25 protein-coding genes are annotated in these 24,334 nt (G+C 29.0%); 17 read left to right on the forward strand and 8 right to left on the reverse strand.

From position 1 onward, the window contains the following. Positions 1-38: 38 nt before the first annotated feature. The 3 genes from Q6H37_RS07755 to Q6H37_RS07765 form a co-directional block, all read right to left on the reverse strand. Positions 39-212 carry a YvrJ family protein gene (locus tag Q6H37_RS07755; RefSeq protein ID WP_318740637.1) on the reverse strand — a complete coding sequence of 58 codons (174 nt, stop codon included), beginning with the start codon at positions 210-212 and terminating at the stop codon, positions 39-41. A 142-nt stretch (positions 213-354) separates the two neighbouring features. Then, positions 355-573, reverse strand: coding sequence for a DUF2922 domain-containing protein (locus Q6H37_RS07760; RefSeq protein WP_318740639.1), 219 nt, complete (start codon positions 571-573; stop codon positions 355-357). Positions 574-627: 54 nt separating this feature from the next. Then, positions 628-852 (reverse strand): DUF1659 domain-containing protein, encoded by a 225-nt coding sequence (locus tag Q6H37_RS07765; RefSeq protein ID WP_007060504.1) that lies wholly within the window; start codon positions 850-852, stop codon positions 628-630. A 283-nt stretch (positions 853-1,135) separates the two neighbouring features. Here Q6H37_RS07765 and Q6H37_RS07770 point away from each other — a divergent pair, with 283 nt between their 5' ends. From Q6H37_RS07770 to Q6H37_RS07800, 7 genes are all read left to right on the forward strand, one after another. Further along, the gene (locus tag Q6H37_RS07770) at positions 1,136-1,573 is read left to right on the forward strand and encodes a cytidine deaminase (RefSeq protein WP_318740643.1); all 438 of its coding nucleotides are present in this window, start codon (positions 1,136-1,138) and stop codon (positions 1,571-1,573) included. Positions 1,574-1,625: 52 nt separating this feature from the next. Next, positions 1,626-2,300: a phage head-tail adapter protein gene (locus Q6H37_RS07775; protein WP_318740645.1), complete on the forward strand. Its 675-nt coding sequence runs from the start codon at positions 1,626-1,628 to the stop codon at positions 2,298-2,300. Between the two features lie 1,626 nt (positions 2,301-3,926). Further along, positions 3,927-5,063: a hypothetical protein gene (locus Q6H37_RS07780; protein WP_318740647.1), complete on the forward strand. Its 1,137-nt coding sequence runs from the start codon at positions 3,927-3,929 to the stop codon at positions 5,061-5,063. A gap of 81 nt (positions 5,064-5,144) precedes the next feature. Next, the gene (locus Q6H37_RS07785) at positions 5,145-6,449 is read left to right on the forward strand and encodes a hypothetical protein (protein WP_318740649.1); all 1,305 of its coding nucleotides are present in this window, start codon (positions 5,145-5,147) and stop codon (positions 6,447-6,449) included. A 324-nt stretch (positions 6,450-6,773) separates the two neighbouring features. Then, the gene (locus Q6H37_RS07790) at positions 6,774-7,421 is read left to right on the forward strand and encodes a hypothetical protein (RefSeq protein WP_318740651.1); all 648 of its coding nucleotides are present in this window, start codon (positions 6,774-6,776) and stop codon (positions 7,419-7,421) included. A 242-nt stretch (positions 7,422-7,663) separates the two neighbouring features. Further along, a complete protein-coding gene (locus Q6H37_RS07795) occupies positions 7,664-7,885 on the forward strand; it encodes a PF20097 family protein (RefSeq protein WP_318740653.1) in 222 nt (73 codons plus the stop codon). A 188-nt stretch (positions 7,886-8,073) separates the two neighbouring features. Continuing rightward, positions 8,074-8,313, forward strand: a complete 240-nt coding sequence (locus tag Q6H37_RS07800; protein WP_318740655.1) for a hypothetical protein — start codon at positions 8,074-8,076, stop codon at positions 8,311-8,313. 417 nt (positions 8,314-8,730) lie between these two features. On the opposite strand, the gene Q6H37_RS07805 is transcribed toward Q6H37_RS07800, so the two are convergent. Beyond that, positions 8,731-10,524, reverse strand: a complete 1,794-nt coding sequence (locus Q6H37_RS07805; RefSeq protein WP_412523932.1) for a stage V sporulation protein D — start codon at positions 10,522-10,524, stop codon at positions 8,731-8,733. Between the two features lie 539 nt (positions 10,525-11,063). On the opposite strand from Q6H37_RS07805, the gene Q6H37_RS07810 reads away from it, so the two are divergent. From Q6H37_RS07810 to Q6H37_RS07850, 9 genes are all read left to right on the forward strand, one after another. Further along, positions 11,064-11,507 (forward strand): GNAT family N-acetyltransferase, encoded by a 444-nt coding sequence (locus Q6H37_RS07810; RefSeq protein ID WP_318740658.1) that lies wholly within the window; start codon positions 11,064-11,066, stop codon positions 11,505-11,507. A 460-nt stretch (positions 11,508-11,967) separates the two neighbouring features. After that, a complete protein-coding gene (locus Q6H37_RS07815; protein WP_318740661.1) occupies positions 11,968-12,411 on the forward strand; it encodes a GNAT family N-acetyltransferase in 444 nt (147 codons plus the stop codon). A 36-nt stretch (positions 12,412-12,447) separates the two neighbouring features. After that, positions 12,448-12,759, forward strand: coding sequence for a transporter (locus Q6H37_RS07820; protein WP_318740663.1), 312 nt, complete (start codon positions 12,448-12,450; stop codon positions 12,757-12,759). A 728-nt stretch (positions 12,760-13,487) separates the two neighbouring features. Continuing rightward, positions 13,488-14,126 carry a lactate utilization protein gene (locus Q6H37_RS07825; RefSeq protein WP_318740665.1) on the forward strand — a complete coding sequence of 213 codons (639 nt, stop codon included), beginning with the start codon at positions 13,488-13,490 and terminating at the stop codon, positions 14,124-14,126. A 179-nt stretch (positions 14,127-14,305) separates the two neighbouring features. Then, positions 14,306-15,511: an MFS transporter gene (locus Q6H37_RS07830; protein ID WP_318740667.1), complete on the forward strand. Its 1,206-nt coding sequence runs from the start codon at positions 14,306-14,308 to the stop codon at positions 15,509-15,511. A 188-nt stretch (positions 15,512-15,699) separates the two neighbouring features. Continuing rightward, the gene (locus Q6H37_RS07835; protein ID WP_318740669.1) at positions 15,700-16,581 is read left to right on the forward strand and encodes a LysR family transcriptional regulator; all 882 of its coding nucleotides are present in this window, start codon (positions 15,700-15,702) and stop codon (positions 16,579-16,581) included. 442 nt (positions 16,582-17,023) lie between these two features. After that, complete coding sequence (locus Q6H37_RS07840) at positions 17,024-17,536, forward strand: hypothetical protein (protein ID WP_318740671.1); 513 nt, start codon at positions 17,024-17,026, stop codon at positions 17,534-17,536. Positions 17,537-17,565: 29 nt separating this feature from the next. Beyond that, positions 17,566-18,003 carry a hypothetical protein gene (locus Q6H37_RS07845; protein WP_318740673.1) on the forward strand — a complete coding sequence of 146 codons (438 nt, stop codon included), beginning with the start codon at positions 17,566-17,568 and terminating at the stop codon, positions 18,001-18,003. A gap of 610 nt (positions 18,004-18,613) precedes the next feature. Then, positions 18,614-19,237 (forward strand): hypothetical protein, encoded by a 624-nt coding sequence (locus Q6H37_RS07850; protein ID WP_318740674.1) that lies wholly within the window; start codon positions 18,614-18,616, stop codon positions 19,235-19,237. A 683-nt stretch (positions 19,238-19,920) separates the two neighbouring features. Here Q6H37_RS07850 and Q6H37_RS07855 read toward each other — a convergent pair. From Q6H37_RS07855 to Q6H37_RS07860, 3 genes are all read right to left on the reverse strand, one after another. Further along, positions 19,921-21,347 (reverse strand): IS1182 family transposase gene (locus Q6H37_RS07855; protein ID WP_412523864.1). Its coding sequence is split into 2 segments (ribosomal slippage): positions 19,921-20,759 and positions 20,759-21,347, totalling 1,428 coding nucleotides; the frame shifts between segments, so codons are not numbered across the junction. Between the two features lie 279 nt (positions 21,348-21,626). Beyond that, entirely contained in the window at positions 21,627-21,914 is a 288-nt protein-coding gene (locus Q6H37_RS29525; protein ID WP_412523933.1) for a LexA family protein, read from the reverse strand. Between the two features lie 31 nt (positions 21,915-21,945). Continuing rightward, positions 21,946-22,767: a nitroreductase family protein gene (locus Q6H37_RS07860; RefSeq protein WP_318740676.1), complete on the reverse strand. Its 822-nt coding sequence runs from the start codon at positions 22,765-22,767 to the stop codon at positions 21,946-21,948. A gap of 207 nt (positions 22,768-22,974) precedes the next feature. On the opposite strand from Q6H37_RS07860, the gene Q6H37_RS07865 reads away from it, so the two are divergent. Continuing rightward, positions 22,975-23,541 (forward strand): TetR/AcrR family transcriptional regulator, encoded by a 567-nt coding sequence (locus Q6H37_RS07865; protein ID WP_318740678.1) that lies wholly within the window; start codon positions 22,975-22,977, stop codon positions 23,539-23,541. Between the two features lie 88 nt (positions 23,542-23,629). On the opposite strand, the gene Q6H37_RS07870 is transcribed toward Q6H37_RS07865, so the two are convergent. After that, complete coding sequence (locus tag Q6H37_RS07870; protein ID WP_318740680.1) at positions 23,630-24,304, reverse strand: hypothetical protein; 675 nt, start codon at positions 24,302-24,304, stop codon at positions 23,630-23,632. Between the last annotated feature and the right edge of the window lie 30 nt (positions 24,305-24,334).

A 24,334-nucleotide genomic window follows, 5' to 3' on the forward strand; every position in this document is an offset into this window, starting at 1 on the left:
ATTTTCAATCAGAATTTTTTGAAGTTGATTATTTTACATCAGGAATCATTTGATTTCTTTTCATCTCTTATCATTTGGTTTATAGCATTGGATAAATTATTTATGCTGCAAGTTAAGTTTTCCATTTTGCTTTCAATTCTTACTAAGAGGTAAGCAGATACTGCAATTGGAAATCCTAAATCGCCTATTAAATTTACAAGATTCATGTCCATGTTAAAAACCTCCAAGTTAGTATAAAGTTATTTAGTACAGCATTTTCAAAATTTAAATATAAAGTAGAGAAGAAGCTGCCTTAAATGCTTACTTATGAGCTTTAAGACAGCTCCCCTTGTTAGTTATAAGTTTGAAATTTGCCTATTTTACTGCTAGGTTGGAACTATTTCTTTCTACTATGTGAGCTGAATCCTTTGATTTTAAATCCAAACCACCGGATGTAAATATGTTTTTAGCTAATATTACATCCATAGCTGCTTTAACCTCAGCTTCAGTGACATCTTCTTTAACATTATTTAAGGTTATGGAAGATTTTTTGCCTTCTTCATTTAAAAAAGTCATAGATAATGATTTTGCCATATTAATGCCTCCTTTTTGTTATTTGAAAATAGTTAAGTGTTTAATTTTTGTAGTTTAAGCGTTGGTTATTCCACTTTGGTCTTCTCTTACAAGTTCATTTAAAGTTTTTCCAAGCAGCTTTTCAAATTCCTTTGCTACATCAAAAATATCCTGATCTGCTGCTGAAGTTTTCACCTTTGAGAAACTCTGTTTTTTGATTACGTCCTTTCCATTTTTGTCTACACCATCCTTGTACTTAAGAATCATTGCAGTTTCAAGCTTTGTTGCTTTTGCAGCCATGCTTATCATCTCCTTTCACTTAATATATAGGTTGAGTTTTTGAAAAGGAGACAGAGATTTTATGTAGGTTAGTAATTACAGTATTCATGGTTTTGAGTTCAGCTAGTACCATTAAGGTTATTGCAAAAAATGGAGGCTTATGTTTGCTAAGGTAGTAAATGAGAAGAATGGACAAGTGGAAAATTAGATGAATTCATTATTGAAAATTGAATAATATGATATTTACAAAATATGTTACAATGTAGTAAAAGCATAGATAGTAATTTGAAAGTGAGATGAAATTATGGATATTTGGGAAAAGTTATATTTAAAAGCAAAGGAACAATATCATCCTGAAGAAGTATCGCCATTTATATATGCACATCATGTTGTTTGTGCCTTAGAAAGTGAAAATGGTGAAATCTTTACTGGATTTTGTATCGAAAGCTGTGGAGGAGTACTTGATTTATGTGCAGAAAGAACAGCTGCACTAAATATGTATATAAATAGCGGACAAACTGTTATCAAAAGGTTAATAGCATTTAGGGATAAAGCACCTTTTGGAGAAGGAAGTGGAATGCCTTGTGGTGCTTGTCGAGAGTTTTTAATGCAGTTAAATATTAAAAATAAAGATATGGAAATCATGGTTGATTATGAAAAACAAGAAACATTGACTTTAGAAAAGCTCCTACCAGATTGGTGGGGAATGTATCGTTGTAAGAATAGTGAATCGAATCAATAAATTTCTAATTTAGGTTTGAGTAATGTAAATAGTAATTTGTGGAGGAGATTTTATGAATGCCGAATGGTCAGATTTAAATAAAAAAATGCAGGTACAGATAAAGAAAAAAAGTACTTTTCATGCAGGAATTGACATATTATTGGAGTTAAGAAAAGAATTGATGAAACAAATAATAGATTTCAAGAAATTATTGAAAAGAGAAGATTTTAATGCAATGCCTTTTATCAATGCGAAAGGATATCATAATAAAACAATTGCCTATTCTTTGTATCATATTTTTAGAATAGAAGATATAGTATCCAATTCTTTGATTAAAAAAGGAGAGCAAATATTTTTTAAAGATAACTATCGTGAAAGATTGAAATCTCCTATAATGACAACTGGGAACGAGCTGGTAAAACAAGAAATTTCAATATTTTCATCTAAACTAAATTTGGATGAATTATATCAATATATTAGTGATATTGATGTTTCGACAACACAATTATTAAAAAGACTTTCATATGAGGATTTAAAAATAAAAATGACTGAACAGGATAAGAAGCTGCTTAAGTCATTAAGTGTAGTGAGCAATGATGATAATGCTATTTGGTTAATTGATTATTGGTGTGATAAAAATATTCAGGGCTTAATTCAAATGCCATTTTCACGACATTGGATAATGCATATTGAAGCCAGTCTTCGCATTAAAAATAAAATATGCAAAAGCTTACAAATTCCAATTTAGAGTTAAGTAGTATAAATAATAAATTTAGTAGTAATAATAAATGAAGCTATAGACCAGCTTTAACTCTTCCTATCGTCAGAATAAAAGCTTATCCATAGACATTAAATATAATGGGCTGCTCCGCCCCAAACCCAGGAAGCAAATCTCTGCAGGTCTTATAATAGTCTCCCTTTGGTCGGAAGGAAGCTTTGGACAAACTTATCCCCTGCAGCCGTGGAGTGTTCCTCTAGGGTCGCAGCCGATAATCTTGTCCAAAGCAAAAATGATAATTGGTTAAAAGACAGTCCTAGTGTATTAAAGAAAATAAATAGGTATTTTAAATTGCTTGCAAGTTAATTAAAAAATCGGTAGAAAGAGCCCTTTAACCAATGAACCAAATAGGAAACCTTGAACAAGCTATTCTTTTTCACTTCACTCGCTGCAGCTTTGCAGGCACTAAGTATTCCTATGGGGTCGTGAGCTGCACTCCTTACATTCAAAACAATAGCTAGTCCAAGGTGAAAAAATATAACTGCATTTAAGTTTTATATTTTATAGAATTATGGAATAGAAGATGAATAAACTTTATAAAAAATGCATTTAAACAATTGTATAGATTTGTAAGTGTAATATGACTGTGTTAATTATAATGTATATAGTAATAGTATAAGTAATGCTAATACTCATAGTATATCTTCGGCACTAATACTGCCACCCCAAAAAGTACAGGCTCCTATCTAGTAACTCTAAGTTTATGAAAGTCTCTCCTTTAATCCGAGCCTTTTATAAACTAAGAATTTCACGACTTTAGCTAGTCCTTTATTTGGGTACCCGGCAGAGTGCGTGAGGGTGGACTTGCTTCCTGCAAAAATCTGCATGTACAGGCATTAAAAAGACGTGTTCATATAGATTTTCGCAGAAAGACAGGTCCACCCTTTCCTGGTATTCCTCAAGGGTCTTCCCGCTTGTCTACTTCGCCAAACAAGTGGTAATTTAGCGCACGAACAAGCTACTAGCAGAGCCTGGGGTAATTCTCTAAGGTCAGCAGCTTGTACAACGCCAAATTAATTGTTTAGCTAAATAGACAAGCGTTTAGGGTATTCCTTTTCCGTCTTTACACACGCAGAAAGTTTTATTCATATAGGTATTTCAATTCACGCTAGATCACAGGGGTGGACATGCTTCTAATATTTAGCTATAAGTACAAGTATTAAAAAGACTTGTCCTTACAGCCACGTTACAAGGCAAGTCCACCCCTGTTGGTGCTATGGTTTTATATAGGCTGTGTGAAATTAATATGCATTATATGATATTGAGTAATCTTTAAATAAAGGTGAATTAATTTTTGATTTGTAAATATAAGTATTAATGTGGGTTAATATGGTATAATTTTATTAGAAATATTATGACGTATGTAATATATTTTCATTATAGTAATTATGTCTATAATTAGAAGCTTAGAAAATCCAAAATGTTATTTTAAACAATGGTAATGTCTAAAATTAGATTTTTAATATTAGATAGATATATCATTATCTTACATAATGGTTAAAAGGTTGAAATGTTAAAATATCATGTTGATCAAAAACATGATTAGATTATATTAATATACATTTAGTAATGTTAAGTTTGGAATGGAGATATAGTATGCAAGGAGAGATTGATTTTTTACAGAATATTATAGGCAGAGAAAGGCTTAATAAAATGAGTGGAAAACAAAAACTTGTCTATAAGTATTGTATTTGCTCTATGTTCATTAATTTAATTACTGGAAATCACTATACAGAAGCTCAAAAAATTTCAATTCAAAAGGCTGATGAAGTAATGAAACTTCCTAGAAAACAAACCAATTTTGATGGGATAATAGCACGAATATCATCTATTGTGAATTCAAGCCTAGAAAAAAATTATTTTAAACCACCATACGATGAGGATTTTTTAAATAATATTATAAAATTTTTTAGGGAAAGACTGAAGGAACTAAAGGAAAAGAAAAAATCATTATTTCTAGTTTCAGAGTTTTCAAGATATATTGATTTGAAAAAGCATTTTAATATTGAGGCTGTTTCAAATCACCATTGGATTGAATTCTCTTTATTAAGAGGTTTTATGTTAACAATACCAGAGTGCATTGTGTTTAGTGATCTAAAGGTACAATGGAATTTTTATATTGATATTAAGAGTAAACTTGAAGCAGAAAGGAAACTTTTATTTTCTGAAAAAGAAATATTTGAATATTACAAAAAAGAAGATACCAGAGAAAACCTTTATAAGCTGGCAGCATTGCATAGAAGCTTAATTTTTATTGGTGTCAGTTTCGTTGAGGCATATTTATATAATCTATTTTATTGCATCAAAAATACTTACATAGAGGGTAAAGAAGGCATTAAGGATCTATTAGAAATGAAGAAAATAGAGGATGAGCAAATAGTTAAGCAGGTAATTTATCATTTATTTCCTAGCTCTCAGGAAGTATTAATGGAAAGCTTTAGTAAGTACAAAAAAGTGATTAAATATAGAGATCGTTATGTTCATGCTTCACCATTTATTGACCATTCAACAGGAATTTGTGAAACACAACCACTACTTAACTTAAATTATAATCAATTAGTTGAATATCTTCAAGTATGTATAGATTTTGTACATAAAATTGATAATATTCTACCCAATAAGTTAAAGTTATTGTTTTGGTGGTATAATGAGACAATTAATTTTGAAAACTTTGAAAAAATTTCATTAGTAAATAAAGACTCTAGGATCAATAAAACATATTATGAGACATAAATATGCAACTTCAGGTTTTTGAAGATAAAGAAAATAGGCAATATTTATAACATAAAGCTTAAGTTTATATAGGGGGATATTATGATTATAGAAACTTTAGTTAGCATTTTTACTGGAGTTGTAGGTAATGGCGTATATAGTTGTATAACAAAGGATGATTTGCAATATAAAATTGGTAATGCATATGAGCGTGCACATGAAAAATTTTATAATATTTATGGAAATGAATATGGAGATAAGTTTAATAGCTTTTTGACAAGACAAGAAAATGTAGATTTGATTATAAATTTATTCAACTTAGGAGAGGAAAGTTTAAATATAGATGATTTTAATAATAATCCATATGATAACAGTAAGTGTGCTAGTAAAGAAATAATTAATAAATTTATAGTATTACTTAGACAAGAAATTAAAAAGGATTTTGATTTAAATAGATTGCTAGTAGAAAAAGAGCATATAAATGAACAACATCAGATGTACAAGCAAATTACACAACAAATGGGTAAAATGCTTGAATTACAGACTAGATTATATAGCGGAAATATTAATGACAAAAAAATTAATTTTGATGAAATTATGGAGATATATTATGAAAAAAATCCTTTAGAGCAGGAATATAAACTAATTAAATGGTTACATATTAATCATGGTCACAAGGAAGGCATTATTTTAAAAGCACATATTGAGTATAGTAGAGGTAAATTAGAGCTAGCAAAGAAATTGTTTAACTACATAGTCGACCAATACGAAGAGGAATTTGAATATAATAATACAATAGCTTTAATAGATGAAAAGTTTGGCAATTTTCAAGAGGCTGAAAAAAGATATCTTTTAGTGTTGGAGAAAGATCGCAAAAGTTTAAATAGCCTGTTTAATATTGGTAGTTTATATGCAATGAAACTTGAAAAATATAAAGAAGCCCTGGAGTACCTATTCACTGCTAGCAAAGTAGCACCTGATGATAGTGAAGTATTGAATAACATTGGAGCAGTGTATAAAGAAAAGCTTCATGATTATTTAAATGCAAAGAAGTATTTTCAGCTAGCAATACAGTGCTCAAAAGATAATCCATTACCTTTTATAAATATGGGAGAAATGTATTTAGAAGTTTATAAAGAATACGATAAAGCAGTTGCATTCTTTGAAGAAGCTTTGCAGCATACAAAAGACGACAAAGAGTCTTTACATAATATATTAGGATTAATATATGCAAGTGTTATTTTTCGTAACAAAGCTAAGTCCATAATGCATTTTGAAGAAGCTATGAAAATTAATCCAAATCTTGAAGAGGCAAGACTAAACTTGGAAATTATAAAATCAAATAAGGGTTATTTTGATATTTTTAGGACATTATCTTCTAATAAAGTAATTGATTTGCTAAAATAGAAAACTAAATAGTTAATTAAGTTTCTCATTAGGCTAATAATGGGTAGTTCAATGCCTTGGAGGCTCCATTTAATAAAATTTAGCAAGTGACACAATAGTAAATTTAGATGTACTAACTATAAATTTTATTGCAAGCCTAATAATCTATTTAGTAATATTACTATCCATGGTATGTTTTTAAACTTTAATTTTAAAGTAATACCTATAGTTATAATAATCCATATAATGTTATTTTGCAGTATATTAATATATAGTGAATATAAAAAATAAAAAAGGATTTTACATCTTTTTGTTGAAAAATATGTAATGGAAGGATGTGAAAATATGTCAGATCAAGTAAAAGAATTGATACAGAAAATTGATTCATTAGAAAAACAAATTAATCTGGTGCAGAATAATGTAAATTTCTCTTTAGGTCTTACATGGGCAATATTAAGTGTTATTATTGCGGCTACAGGAGTATCTTTATATTTTTTAGTTAAAATTTTGGTAAATAAGAGAGTTGAAGATGAACTGAAAATCATAAAAAAAGACATAATAGATAAATTTCAGAAGATAGATTATGGAGTATTTACAGATACGTCAACCAATGTTCCTGCTTCTAAAACATATGTAAAAACTATACCTTTAAAATTCAATCCAGATAGAGTTAAACTAAATTTTAGTTGTTATTCTAATCCACAGAAGTGGCAAGAAGTTGAAATATTATCAAACAGATATACCTTAAGTCAATTTAACTATGGAAAATTAAGAGGAACTACTCATTTAGATACCGAAAATATATTTTTTGATAGTTTAAGTACCGAAGTTGTATTTGGTATGGGAATTATTATTGAGAATGTATATGTAAAAGATAAAAATATTTGTGTAGTTTTTAAAAACTTATCAGAAATAATTGGAAGTACTTTAAATATAGTAATTAAGTGGGAAGCAGAAAAAAGTAGCGAATTTAGTAATATTGAAAAGTTTTAATATTGGAACTAGTAAATACAAAAGAATGAGTTATTTATTTAAATAAAATAACTTAAATAAATAATTTAAAAAATACACTAATTAAGGTGTGTTTTTTATTTTAAATTAAATTTGTGACACTATAGAAAAATTATATAAAATAAAAATTGGCGTCTACTTAATCTTTATTTCTAGACTAATAAATGGTAATATTGAATTATAGTCGTAATCTTATGTGAAATAGACAATTAAGAGGTATTTGAATGGTTAAGTGTCCATACTGTCAAAGTGATATGAAAAAAGGATTTATTGAAGGCGATGGAAGAGTTGGGTTGATATGGGTAGAAGAAAATAAAAAAAGAAGTATTATATCAAAAATCATTAATAGTGATTGCATCCAATTAGATGAAGCAAATATGCTTAAAACTCATATTGAATCTAATTATTGTGAGATATGCAAAAAGATTATAATTGATGTTAAGTGACTATGATTTTTTATAAATCTGTGGTATTTAAACAACAGAAAGATTACATGAATAAATATTAGGCTATACCTAATATTTATTTTTATACCATGAAATTATAAAATATAGCAAATTAAACAGGTTAAATATTTACTAATAATAGTAAATGTTCATATTGTATAAGTAATAACAATGGAGGTATTTATAAGATGGAAATGAAGGAGTTTATGCTTAATGGAGATATATTATCGTTACAAGTAAAAATTAATGGAGATAATTATAGATTTTCGGTTAGATGGAAAGTACCTAAGAAACCTTATGATGAAACTTGGAAACTTGAAGGATACATTAACGTAGTAACTGGTGAAAAAGATTTAACAGAAGAACAAATCAATAAATTTATAGATACAATAAATGCAAGATGGAATTGGAATGTATCAAATTCTTAAAAGTAAAATACATGAAATAATACTATATGCCTAAGTTTTGATACATAATTTTCTTATATTGTTTACTAACTTAACTAGAGTAAAAATACTCTAGTTTTATTTTATTTGAAAGTACCATAAACAAGGGTTTATGGTACTTTCTTTTAAGCCTTTAAAATATCTGATTTATAGCTAAATTTTAGTTCTAAAACTATTACCAAAATCAAAGTGCCAAAACTACTCTAAAATAACCTTTATGGTATTTGGTTATTGGATATAATTGGCTTAGCGTGGGTTTTGTCGGAAATGTTGGCGACACCCATGTATATGTAATTTTAGAATAAATTTATTCAAAATTAGATAAAATTCATAAACTTTTGGATAAGTTTAGCTACTCTTATGCACTTTCTGCAAAATTAAATAGTACATTCAATATATCTAGTTAGTAGGTTTATCTAATGATAATTGTCCTTTCATTATCATATAATTAAAGATTTCACTAAAAAGATTCTTAGCTACTGGTGCTGATACTTCAGATGCATAATATCTTGATGGATCAGGTTCATCTACTGAAACAAGTAAAGTAATTTTAGGATCACCTACAGGGGCCATACCAGCGAAGGAAGAAAAGTACTTATCAGATTCATAACCACCACCTTTAGGGTTTGCCTTTTGAGCAGTTCCAGTTTTACCTGCAATATGATAACCTTCAATGAAAGCATTGTTTCCAACTCCATGAGGATCACTTACTACTTTCTCTAAATAAGGTTTTAATGTAGCAACAGAATTAGCGTCAAGAATTGCTTTTTTACCAAAGTCATTAAAAGTTTTGTCCACAATTTTATTATTATTTCCATCTGTATGAGATATTTGCTTCATAATATGAGGTCTTATCCAGGTACCACCATTTGCTACAGAGTTAAAAGCAGCTAAATATTGAACTGAAGTAACAGAAAGACCTTGTCCAAAAGCTAGGCTGGATAAGTCAAAATTATTTAATGTATCAGGATTTTTAACTATTCCAATAGATTCTCCTGGTAAATCTATATAAGTTTTTTTGCCAAATCCAAATAAGGATACATAGTAGCCTAAACGTCCTTTACCTAATTGTTGTCCTAATTTGCCAAATCCCACATTACAGGAATTTTTAATTATGTCTTCAAAGCTTTCTGTTTGGTGACCATCTAATTTCCAGCAATGAATAATTCCTCCGTCTACATTCAAACTTCCATTACAGTAAAAAGTACTGCTGTCATTTGCTACATTTTCTTTTATTGCTGCATAAGCGGTAATTACTTTAAATATGGAACCAGGTTCAAAAGCACTTTGCACAGCAATGTTTTTTACAACATCATCAATGGATTTATTAGTTCCTTTTAAATTTTTACTAGGATTATTAGGATCGAAATCTGGTTTGTTTACCATAGCTAATATTTCACCAGTTTTGGGATCCATTACGGTTATGGTAACTGATTTAGCATTATTATCAGTTAAAGCTTTTTGTGCAGCTTTTTCAACTATAGATTGAATATTCTCATCAATAGTTAAAGTAACATCTTTACCATTAACAGGTGCCGTATAATCTGAATTGCCATAAGGTAGTTGAGCATTGTTTCTATCTGTTTCATAGGTAGTACGGCCTGGAGTTCCAGATAGTTCTTTATCATAATTTAATTCTACTCCTGAAACACCTTTGCCTTCCAAATTTACATATCCAAGTACTCCAGCTAAAAAGTTGTTATTTGGATAATACCTTTTTGAATCAGATGATGTTATAAGACCTCTAATGTTTAATTCCTTTATTTTATCCACTTGAGTTTTATCAATACCTCTAGCTAGAATAGCAAACCCATTAGAGGAGGTTTTGCTTAAAATGTCAGATAGTTTATCAGTGCTAGTGTTTAGTATAGGCGATAACTTTGCAGCAAGTTGATCTATTGTCATTTTTTTATTTACTAAGCTTTCTCTTAATGTAACCATATCAAGATCTACTCTATATGCATTCATGCTTACGGCTATTTCCATGTCATTACGATCTAATATTTTACCTCTTCTTGCAGGAATCTCAAAATCCTTTGTCCATTGATATAAAGCTTTGTTACTATAAAATGAAGATTTAATTTTCATGATATAAAAAAGCCTTCCTATTAAACCTGAAAATATAAAAATCATCATAATTACTATGAAAAATAACTTTTTTGATGAATTGTTTTTTTCCTTTTGTACCAAAATAATTGCCTCCTTCTTAATGATAACCCTATGATACTCATGTAGTACTATAAAACTATTATAAAATACAATTCATAAAAAATCATACAATAACAATAAAAAATGTTAAATTTTGATAAAAATTCAAAAATTGTAACTCTTAATTACTCGAAATTTCCATAAATATCCATAATGTACCATTATTTGCAAGTTACTTTGTACTTGATAACATGGCTGCTCCTTCTACCCCAAGTACTGAAAAAGAAGATGCATATTATGACAATTGTTTTATAAAAAAAGTTCTTACTAGTTCTTAATTAATTCACACTTTTCTTAAATTATGACATAACTTCTGAATGCGTAATGGGATTAAGAGAGCCTAATATAACGCTCAATTATTCATATAATTAGGCGTGCTATTATCATTCCCATTAGGCTAATAACAAGAAGTTGAAGTATATAAAGTTTTATTAAAAAGTGTAGTCAATTTTAAATAAATATGAAGTAAAAACAATTTATAATAATCTGTAGATAAATAGTAATTTGAAAGGTAGTAGTATAAAATGAAAATTTTAAATGTTGAAGATAGAAATGAAATGCTGATAGATAAACTGTGTAAGGTTTGGGTAAAATCAGTAAGAGCCACGCATTTATTTTTATCAGATAGCGAAATTAAAGAAATAGCAAAGTATATCCCCAGGGCTTTAAAACAAATTCCTCATTTAGTAATTGCAACAAATAATGAAAATGAGCCTGTTGCTTTTATGGGAATTGAAGGTGAAAAATTAGAAATGCTATTTATTTCTCCAGAAGAGAGAGGAAAAGGATTGGGTAAACAGTTAATTGGATATGGAATAAAACACCATTCCGTAAATGAATTGGGAGTAAATGAACAAAATCCACAAGCAAAAGGGTTTTATGAACATATGGGATTTCAAGTTTATAAACGTACAGACATAGATGAACAAGGAAACCCGTACCCTATTTTGTATATGAAACTTCCTTAACAAATTCCAATTTATAAGGGACATAAATAGTTAATATGTCCCCTATAGGTTATCAGTTTATATAACTTCTCATTATCCATATAATTGGACATGGTGTAGTAATTCTAATTAGGCTAATAATGAATAGTTTAATGTCTTGAAGGTTCCATTTAAAATTTAGCAAGTGACACAATAGTTAGATAATGTGACATATCAATTATTTGCATAACAGAAAGATAAACAAGAATTTATCAGCTAGTTTAAATTCACTATTGCTTAAAAGTTAATTCTATGATATTATGTATAGTAATTAAATAATATGATGCTTATTCTTATCCCCGGGTAAGAATATTAATAAGCACTGATTCTTATTCCATTAGGGCCTTTTTAAGGAGGAATGAGATTCGGTGCTTTTGTGTTTTTTAGGGGAGTTTAAGCATTATATTAAAATATAATATTTGATGTAGATGGAGGTAATTTAATGAATTGGAACATTAAAAAATTTAATCAACTTAAGGTCGAAGAAATATACAAAATTTTAGCATTAAGAAACAAAGTATTTATTGTAGAGCAGGAGTGTGCATACCTTGACTGTGATGATAAAGATTTAAATTCATATCATTTATTTTCTGAAGAAAATGGAAAAGTAGTTGCATACTTAAGAATTTTGGAAAAGGGAGTTTCTTATGATGAAATATCAATAGGCAGAGTAGTCGTAAAAGAAAATCACCGTGGTAAAGGAATTTCAAGAGAAATGATGTTAAAAGCTATTGAGTTTATAGAAAACACTTTAAAAGAAGATACTATTAAAATTCAAGCACAAGTATATTTACTTAATTTTTATAGTAGTCTTGGCTTTAAGGCAGTTTCAGAAGAATATCTAGAGGATAATATTCCGCATATAGATATGTTATATAAAAAATAAATTATGTATGAAAAGGGATTTAGGAGACTTGTAAAAATGAATATAAATTCTCTTATGCCACTTTTAGTGGTGATTATATGCAATGTTTGTTATCATTTAACTAGTAAGAATATGTCAAATACTTCAAATCCATTTATTGGTTTAATTGCAACATGTGGAGTTGCTTGTTTTATAAGTATCATTACATTTTTAATTACTTCAAAAAGCAACTTAACTATGGAAATTTCAAGTATCAATATATCAAATATTTTATTAGGATTACTTGTAGTTGGCATTGAAGGTGGATATATTATTATGTATCGTTTAGGATGGGAAATAAGCAAAGGTGCTCTTATATCCAATATATGAGTAGCGAATCTTCTTCTAATTGCTGGTTCACTATTCTTTAAAGAAAGCTTTACTATACAAAAGGTTATTGGTGTTGTGGTATGTATTATGGGGATTTTTCTAATGAATAAATAGGTGAATAAATTTAAATATATTGGTGAGGGTATGAGTATAATTCGTATTTTGAGTTAAGACGTATTCTTCATAAATTATAACATAACTCCTGAATGCGTAATGGGATTAAAAGAACCTAATATAACTCTCAATTATTCACATAATTTGGAGTGTTATCATCATTCTCGTAAGGCTAATAATGGGTAGTTCAATGACTTGGAGGCTCCATTTAATAAAATTTAGCAAGTGACACAATAGTAAGATATTATTCAACAACTAAAAAAGGCATTCTTGCCTTTTTATTTTTATGCTATAAATAATACTGATTATTCAAATTACAGCTTTTTATTCCTTAACGTCGTAAATCCTCATTTTACTGGCGGTACCCCATTAATGAACGAACTAATTTTACGCTCAAGGCAAGTGTTTTGTTACAACATTACATATCAATCAATTATTTCGAATATTATAATCAAAACTATCAATTTTACTAATACAATCCCCTATGATATCATAAATATGCAAAGAAGAGTAATTAAATTATACAAATATTAAAAATATCGATATTATTATTAAAATCACTTGGAGTACATGACAATAAGTTAATAAAAAATATATAATCAGGAGGAATAATAATGGAAAATAAAAAATGGCATGATAAAGTAATCGGAGAACGGGTTGTGGAATCTCTAAAAGAAAATTTCTTTGATGCAATTTATTTTGAAACTTCAGTGGAGGCAACTGCATATATTATGGAGTACATCAAAGAAGGAGATAAAATCGGTTTTGGCGGTTCAGCAACAATTTCTGAAATGGGAATTCAAAAAAAGGCATTAGATAAAAAGGCAATTATCCTAGATCACAATAACCCTGCACTTTCGAAAGACGAAAAACAAGCTATAAGAAGGCAGCAACTTACTTGTGATTTGTTCCTTTGCAGTAGTAACGCAATAACATTGGATGGGGAATTGGTAAACATTGATTGTGTTGGTAACCGGGTTAGCGCAATGACCTTTGGTCCTCAAAAGGTTATAATAGCTGTTGGAGTAAATAAAATATGCCGTGACACTGAAGAAGCATTCAATAGAAATGAAACTATAGCTGCACCATTGAACATAAAAAAATTAAATTGGGACAATCCTTGTATTAAAACAGGAGTTTGCATGGATTGTCATAGTAGTACCAGGGGATGCAGAGTTTATTCTGTCATTAAACGAAAGCCTATGCAAAGCAATATAACCGTATTAGTCATTGGAGAAGAACTAGGGTATTAATACTTCATAGCTAATGATGATCAAGAAGTATAATTATTCTGGAGTTAGTCTAGCCTTGGATATATTTAGATATATATATATTAGAAAATTTGACTACAATCTCCTTAACTTATATTTGTATATAATTTCATGGCACATCTATTAAACAATTTTTAAGGCATTAAATAAAGGAGATACAAATGTTTAATTTTATAAAACTTTACAAAGGATTACCAAAAAACGTATATATATTATTTTGGATTCAATTAATAAATAGACTTGGTGATTTTGTTGTCCCATTTTTAGCAATGTTTCTAATTAATAAATTACAATTCAATTCAAAAACAGCTAGCATACTGGTAACTTGCATAGTTCTATTGCAGATTCCAGGTTCTATGCTGGGAGGTATTATCTCTGATTATTGGAGTCGAAAGGGCACATATATTTTATCCCAAACATTATCGGGATTATGCATATTATCATGTGTATTCATAAATAACAAAATATGGATCGTTATTTTAATTTTTCTATCGGCTTTCTTTAGCGCATCTGTTAAGCCAACAGTAAATACAATGTTATATGACTTTTTACCTCCCAATAAAAGAAAAACTGGACAATCCCTTTTGTATTTAGGGGTGAATTTAGGTGTATCCCTTGGAACACTTTTAGCTGGGTTTATGTTTAATCATTATTTAAAATTGTTTTTTATTTGCGATGCTGCTACTTCTTTTGTTGCAGTGGGCTTAGTGGTATTTAATATAAAAGATGAAGGAAAAAGAAATTTAAAAGTTAACACCAAAAATAAGCTAGGTTTTATACATGAGTTAAAAACAAACTATAAAATCATATTTTTTCTATTTTTATATTTAATGTATAGTTTTATCTACGCACAAAACAGTTTTTCATTACCACTTATGCTAAATAGCTTATTCGATGGTAATGGTCCTGTATTTTTCGGTTACTTGATGAGTATTAATGCAATTACAGTTGTTTCACTAACAGCCTTAATAACCTATTTAATGAGAAAAAAATCCTCTCTTATTAATATAACTTTTGGAGGTGCTTTATATGCTATTGGTTTTGGAATGATAGGTATCTCTAGGCATTTTTCTCTTTTCATATTGTCTACAATATTTTGGACTATTGGAGAAATACTAAATTCTACAAACTTTGGAGTATATCTTGCAAACAATAGTAATGAAGAAATGCGAGGACGTTACTCCTCCTTAATGTTCATTTGTTACTCATTAGGAAGAGCTAGTGGCATATTTTTCATGGGGGGATATATAAATAAATTTGGTATAACTGCAGTTTGGCCTTTCATAATGCTAATAGCTTGTTGTATAAGTTTAACAATGTTTTTATTTCATATTAGTTCTAAAAAAAGTAGCAGCTTAAATTTTTAATCATTCCATAGGACAACGGTTCAATAAAATTACAATTGTGTGAAAATCTAATAAAATCCATGACCTTGTAAATGTTCTTGTGGTCATGGATTTTTTTCTAAGGTTATGTTATTATGAGCATGTTAATTAGTTTTGTGAATAGTTTGTGCAATTATAATCAGTAATTTGGATAACAAGGGGTGAAAAATATGGATATGAAACAATTAGTAACCTTTACAACTGTTGCAAGATTGAATAGTTTTACTCAAACAGCAAATGTATTGGGATATGTACAGTCAGCTATTACTTCTCAAATTCAGTTACTAGAAAAAGAATTAGGTATTAAATTATTTGATAGAATTGGCAAAAAAGTATCCTTAACCTCTGAAGGAAGAGAATTTCTTTTATACGCCAAACAATTGCTTAATATATGGGAAAATGCTAAAGGTATTGCCTCTAACTCAGATATTATCAAAGGAACCCTTTCTATTGGTGTGGTTGAATCTATTTGCGCTTTCAAACTTCCGAACATTCTAAAAGAATACAATGAACTTTATCCTGAGGTTGAAATTGTTCTAAAAACCGGTAATTCCCGGGAACTACAATCATTATTGCGGGATAATCAAATTGATGTAGCAATTTTACTGGATTCGGTAATATCTTATCCTGAATTTGTTATAAAATCCAGCCAAGAAGAACCAGTATCCTTATTAGTTGCTCCTAACCACCCTTTACTACAAAAGGGCAGTGTTTGCTCCGAAGATTTGTCTAAGCATCCACTGTTACTTACCAGACAAGGATGCTTCTTTAGAAATATTTTTGAAAGAATTTTGTCAGATACCGAGGTTACGTCTAAAATAACCTTAGAAACTAGTAATATTCAAACAGTTAAGCAGCTTACTATTTTGGGTTTTGGTATAACATTACTTCCACGGTTTACTGTTCTTAATGAATTGGATAGCAAACAGTTAATAGAACTTAATTGGAGTGGACCAGCTTTTGATATTATGACACAAGTTATTTGCCATAAGGACAAATGGATTTCTCCAGCATTAAAGTCCTTCATAATGTTAATACAAGAAAGTGCTTAGTCCTGCCGGCTTAAGCCATCAAACTTCAGCTTTGAAATATCAGTTAATGTGTGAATTATTGCTTCATATCCTAATAAAATCTCTTCTCTATTATTAAGAATACTGTTAAAAGTTTTTATATTTTTCTTAAAGGACGAACCAAATACTAAGATGAAACATTGTATATAAATAACAACAACTTCGCTTAGATATTTATTTAAGTGCAGTTGTTGTTTTAATAGTATTTTGTGAGAATTTAGTCCGTAAAAGTAAGGAAATATTATATAATAAAGATAAAGACTCAAGTAAGTACTCAATTAAATCTCAAAATGTATTAGTAGCTTTATCATTAAAATGGTTTGAAGCTGATACAATACAAGAAAAACAGAAAATCGAAGAAGAAATAATTAAATATAGAAATGAGAACCCAAAGGATTCTTGGTTAGAACGTTATACCGAAAATGTGGCTAATAATGTCTTAGGAGGGGTTGTCGGTCAAATCCTGTTAAATGCTAATGATATTAGTGAAGATAAGTTAGCTTACAATATTGATAAATTAAATGAAGCAAAGGGTCAGCATATCTATAACGTATTAGGTGGAGAAGATTCACCACTAATATCCGGAATCACAAAAAGATTACAATGCGTAGGAAAAACACCTAGTAAAACATCACCTACGGGTAAACAAGTTATTGATAGAATGTTGAAAGATGGTACTATAAAAGTAGAGAATGGTATAACTAAGTTTAAAGCATATGATGGCAAATGGTATAAATTAAAATACGCAGATATGGCACATAAAACAGACGCAGTTAAGTGGTGGAATAAAGAGGGAAGAATAAAAGAAACATACCTACCCCCATTAGATAAAGAAAAGCCTTCAGATGTGTGGGAACAGATGGAAATGGATTTACCTCCTATGGATGAACCACCTATAGAAGAAGTACCTCCTGTAAAATTACCATCTGTAAAATAAAATTAAAACAGATGAATGGAGTGATTGGAATGGAAGAACTAGTATTAAATGAAAGATTAAGTAAGGCTATACATGATTTAATGCGTTCGACTAATCAGTATTATGAGCAAAAGAACTATGATAAAATATTAGCAACTCTAAAACAAGCATGGTACCTGTTACCTTTACCAAAAGAAAATTATGATGAAAGTTTCCATCTAGCAGAGGCTATTTGTGAAGTTTATATAATGTTAAATAATTTTGAAGAAGCAGTACTATGGTCAAACCAACTATTCAAGTGTGCTACTTTTAGAATTGATAGTGGAGAAAGGTATTTCTTAGCGGCTAAAGTATTATTTGGAATGAAAGATTATGAAAGAGCACGAAAATATTTCTCAGCGGCTAATGAAATGTCAGATGGAAGATGTTTTGAGGATGAAGACAGGAAATACGTTAATTTCTTTAGAAAAGGTATTACAAATGATTAATTCAAAATAATAGTCAGTAACAAGCGCAGCTAAGGCTTTGTAACGTCCTTTAGCTACGCTTACTAAAAAATAACAGAACAAAATAAGAAATAGATGAATAGGATGGGTTAGTTAAAGAATGTAATAAAAGGCTAATGATTTGAGGTAGTATAATTTTAACTTTAATTTTATCACATCTCCCATTATCTAACGATTTAATTCTGAAAATCAAATAATTTTTATGAACACTGCATTATCCAATTTTGAATTTTGGAGTGTTTTTAGTTGCTTTTTTAAAAACTGTATTTTAATATTGATATATTAAAATAAACAGATGATGTTATAATACAAATACTATTTGTATTTATTTTAAATTTACGATATATACTCTTTCTGAAAATATTGTGACATAAATACTGTAGAAGGAAATACGAACGATGGTCTTTGAAAATGGAATAATTCAGTGTTAAAAATCCCTACGCTTTTTATATAATTCTAAAAATATATGGAAAATGTGGTACAATTTTTATATTGATTAAATCACAATCGTAAACTATTGTACAACAGTAAGAAATTTATAATTAATTTTTACAGAAGTAACGAGAATGTACATACTAGGGGGTGATATGAGGTGTTTGAAATTAAATATAGGATAGTTGAGGATATAAAAGAACTTTTGCTTTTAACACCTGAAGTTTTTGATGATGATTTCAATGACTTTGAGGGACAAATTGAGTTGAATTTTAATGGCAATAAAATAGGTTATGTATTTGAAGGAAAAATTTCTGAAGAAATGTTTAAGGTAGGATGCTTCCAAGATGAGTGGGTAATATTATGGTTTACACACCTTATTCAAGCAGTGAAACTTTTAAGGAAAAATAACTATTTAATCTTTTCTGAAATTGAATGTAGTGATTGGATAGATCTAACAAAATTAGGTGACAGTATTAAAGTCAGAGAACTTAGACAAATTCCGTATAATATTAAAAATTTTAAATATGGAGGTACACCTGCAATGTCAGTGACTCCTCTTTGTGCAGAGATTGTGTTAAATACAGGTGAAACATTCACAAAGGATGTTGAAATGGAAACTACCGATTTTGTAGAATCTTTCATATCATATACAGAATTTGAACAAGAAGTCAAAAGGAAATCTATGATGCTTCTTAATGAAATCAGAGATGTATTTCCTAATTTGATTAATTCCAAATCGATTAAAGAATTTAAGGAGTTAGTATATGATATTGATGATTAGTTTGCAACCTTTTTTTTAGCGTAACAACTGAAAAAACGAACGATTTATCTAAACACTGTATTATTCAAAGTTGAATTCTACGGTGTTTTTTCGTCGCATTACAAAGATTATATGAATTAAATATAGTTATAAAAAAGGATCTATAATTTTAATCATAGGTCCTAAATTATTTAACTTGCTTAACCATTTTAGAAAACAATTCTATTAAATTAGTCATTTCTTTATCATTTAATTTGTTCCATTCAAAAATTGGATGGATAAAAGTGAGTGAAAATCATAACAAAATGATGTGTACTCTACCCGACCTCTGAATCCTGCAATAAAATTAGTTATTAAGTTAACTAATAAACAAGCTGTCATGTTACCAACTCCTCCCATAAAACAAGCAATGATAAAGAGTAGTGTATAGAACGAAAGTGAAATTATCAATTTGTCAAAGACAATCATTTTATCACAGAAATCGAGTGCACCGGCATTCTCAGTCAGGAGTCGAGTACAGTACACAATTATAAGATTGTACCACATAAACATTTCATAATCAATATAGATGAATGGTTAAGTTATATTTCAAAAATTATACGAATTAAATATAGTTATTAAAGAAGAAACCTATAATTTTAATTATAGGTCCAGATTGTTCAAGAACCCAGCACTTTTAAAAGTGCTGGGTAAAATTATCGATTCTAATTTATGCGGTAGTATTTATAGAAAATATCAACATCTTCAAATATTTGTAAATAGTTGTTTCGTAAAATCAAAAAAATGTGCGATAGCACTCTGGCTATCTTTTTCATATTCTGAACTGCTGCCGTAAGTAGGCATTGTTCAGAAACTTTTTTGATTCCACGCAAACGAGCATAGCGTAGACCATGAAGATTTTTTGAATCTGCAAAGCTACGCTCAATTTTTTCTTTTCGTCTATTATATATACTTTTTCCTTTTTCTGTCTTGGTAAACTTAAAAACTTCTTCTTTATAGTCCTCCCAAACATGGCGTCTAATAGTTCTAAAGCTTGCTTTATCTGAAGTTAAACATTTATCTCTATATTTACAGTTTGTACAATTATCTGAATTACTAACATATTCTTTATAGCCTTGTCTATTGGTTGTTTTATATTTTAATAGGTACTTATTTTCACAAACATAACCATCTAAATCTTTAACATACTGAAATCTATATTTTGTAAATTTGCCTTTAACGTGCGGTCCTAGTCTAAAGCCTAAAACGGCCTTATAACTTTTCTCAGAAAGTTTTTTACAAATTGGATTAGTTGAATAACCAGCATCAGCAACTACATATTTTGTGTGAAAATTAAACTTTTCTATTTGTGTTTTTAATCTATCAATATAAGGATCTACATCATTAATATTTCCTGGAGTTACGTAGACATCAGTTATTATATTGTATTTGCCATCTACTGTTCTATGATCCAAATAGAAGAAACCTTTCGGTTTACCTTCTCTAACCATGTATCCACTTTCAGGATCTGTAGTGCTTACTTTTATTTCTTTAGTTTCAGCTATTTTTTCTTTTTTTTTAAAGGTTTTTTTCCATGTTCTATTCTATCTTTATCAATATCTTTTTCCAGTTGTTCAAGATATCCTTTAGTTGACTGAGTAATTATTTCTTTAGTAAACTTATTTTTATTAGCGTTAGCTTTTAAGTGAGTTGAATCTGTGTATAAAATTTTACCATCTACTAATTTTTTATTTATAGCTTGAAGTACAATATTATCAAATATCTTTTGATATATATTGGTATCTTTAAATCTTGCTATTCTATTTTGACTTATAGTTGAATGACTTGGAATTTTATCTGTAAGATTATATCCCAAAAACCATCTATAAGCTACATTAACTTCAATATCTTTAACAAGCTGACGTTCTGAACGTATACCAAATAGATATCCAATAAAAAGCATTTTAAATAAGACTACTGGATCTACTGATGGCCTACCATTATTGTGACAATATAAATCTTTTATTAGTTCTCTTATAAAAGAAAAATCAATATATTTATCTATTTTTCTAAGGATATGGTTTTTGGGAACTAAATTTTCTATATAAACTAATTCTAATTCATTTTGTTTTTCTGAATTATTTGTAAGCATATATTACCTCCGTAAAAACCCTATCGGGTTAATTTTATCTATATTATATATTCGACATTTATACAGAAAATCCTTTTTGAATCAAAAAAATCCCTATCGGGCAAAAAATTAAAAGAGCTGCTGACAAAATATGTTTATCAACAGCCTGAACCTATAATTTTAATTATAGGTCCTGAGTTACTTAACTTGTTTCACCATCTTAGAAAACAACTCTATCAAATTAATCATTTTCTTATCATCCAACCCATAACTTATAGCCTTTTCAACAGTATCCTGCCATCAAGTATTAACAAGATCTTTCTTAACTAGAAAATCCCTATAAGTATAAAGAGAAGGGGGATGTTTAATAACATTAACCAATACACCAATAATTCTATGATTAGAAGTCATTGGAATATCTTTATAATTAGGATTGGCAGCTCTAAGGAATGGAGTGCCATTTTCCTGCATGAAAAATTTTAATGTAGCACACCAATTACCATTATTCTCACCTGCAGCAACTAAATCGCCATGAGAAGCAACATTTGAGTGCTTAAAGATAGGAAGCTCTGTTTCCAGAGCCCCTATATCAAAAGTACAATTTCACAACACCTAAATATTATTTCCAAGATATATCTGCAGCTTTTCTTGGTACAGTTCTCATATATTTAACTTTTGGATAGCCTATCACCATACAGGTAACAACTTGTTTACCTTCCTTAACTCCAAGGAAGTCCAAAATCTCTTTATTGTCCTGTGCAGCTCTTACGAAAAATCCACTGAAGAAGGTTCCAAGTCCTAAGGCATTAGTCATTAATTCCATATTTGAAGAAGCCAGGGCTCCATCTACAACTGAATTAGCTGTAACAATTACTAATGCTGGAGCATTGAAGAATAGTTTGTCATTGAAATTAGGATTTTCTAAATATTCTTCATACATTTTTAACCATAACTCAGCATATCTCTTATATGCCATAGTCTGAGGAGTTAGATTAGCTAACATAGTTTCTCCTATTTTTTTCAGGCTTTTAAGAGTTAAAGCTTTAAGCTCCTGTATTCCTTCTGTTACTACTGTATAAGATACATCCTGCATATTACTGCCAGTTTGAGTAAATCTTCCTGCTTCTATAATTTTAGAAATCTTCTCTTTCTCTACTGGCTTATTTTCAAATTGTCTTATAGTTCTTCTAAACTTAATGAAATTCAATAAACTATCAGGCTGTATTGAAAATTCTTCTTTATTATATTCTTTTACATCTTCCATATTGTATTCATCAGTTGTTATTGCTGCTTTAGGGCATACTGCTATGCAATGGCCACATTTAAAACAAGTTACATTGTTAATTTTAGCTTTGTTATCAACCATTTCTATATCTCTTGGAAAACAATCCTTAACACATAATCCACAGCCTACACACTTTTCAGTATCTACTTTCATCATATTACCATCTCCACTCGTATTTTTATTTATTATAAAATCATTCTTCACTGTCCTATGTCAATTGTCCTCTGTCCTCTGAAGAAGTGTCCTCTGTCCTCTGAAGAAGTGTTACACTTGTAACTTATTTGCTTATATAATATAATATTAGAAAAGTATGGTCAATACTTTTAGCTTAAGTGATACATTATAGAAAGGAATGTAACCTTTATGAAAAAAGAAACACAAAACATCACAGCTTTAAGGTCTCAAACGTGGATTACAGAAGCTCTTTTAGCGTTAATGGAAGAAAAAGAATTTAATAAGATTACAATTACAGAAATAATAAAAAAGGCTGACTTAACCCGTCAAACCTTTTATAGAAACTTTAATACAAAGGAAGAAGTACTTAATGAATATGTAAAAAAATTATATAAAGACTGTTTTGATGAAATAGAACAAATGCCCCAAAAGAATATGTATAAAATATTGGTAACTTATTTTCATTATTGGCATAAAAATAAGGATTTTTTGTTATTAGTAAAAAAAAGTAAGGTCAATCATAAAGTTATGGATTTCTATTATCCCTATATGGGCAAATATTTTGACCAAGCAATTATTAAACTTTATGCCAACTCTGATTTAGAAATATCATATATGAAACATTTTCTATTAGGTGGTTTAGTTCAAGTAAAAGCTCATTGGCTGGAAAATAATTTTATAGAAACTCCTGCACAACTTGCAGAACTTGTATTAAAGCTTATAAATCCTTTAATTTATGATGTTAAGGAACTATAGAACTATATTTTTTACAAATACTTTTTTATGTAAGAAGGTTTTAGAGAAATTATTTGAAAAGGATGATAAGTATTAAAATTTATTATTCTTAATACAATTTAGGCAAATACCCCATTTGAACCATTGCATTGAAGTATGTTGCAAAACGTTGATTACGTTTTTTAATATCCTCCTCATTTATACCAATAAAAATTATCACTTTATACATGAGACTACATCCAGGACAGGTAAAATAATAATCTCCAGTAGTTTCTTCAAAGAAGAAACAAATATCATCCATCTCAGATCTGTTAGCAATTCCATATGTACAGTTCTTGAATTTTGAATACACTTCATTATAGAAAACTTCATTACGTTTTGTATATGGTAAATAGTATCCATGAAGATTAAGTCCATATTGTTGAGGAGACTCAAAATGAGCATCATAAAACATATCACTTTTTTCTTTATGCCATTTGGCTATTTCTTCATTTGTCATATCAGAAAATCTTGGTGCTTTATGCTCTTCATCTTTAAAATGTTTCATAATCACAACTGATTTAAAAAGGTCCATACGCTCATCATTTAATGCTATAGGCATAGCATCACACTGTTCTAAAAAATACTTTTTTATTTCTTTAAATGTATGAGGACATGCAGTTACTAATTTAGCATACATTTCCATAACTTGGTGAATTTCTTTATCTAATTTATCATCCGATATCTTTACTACTTTACTAACAATACCAGTTATATTACCATATTTGTTTTCTTCAATAGACATCAATATCTCTCCAAACTCATAAAATAAAAA

Origin of the sequence: Clostridium sp. JS66 (assembly GCF_033561535.1) — a bacterium.
Lineage (GTDB): Bacteria > Bacillota > Clostridia > Clostridiales > Clostridiaceae > Clostridium_AM > Clostridium_AM carboxidivorans.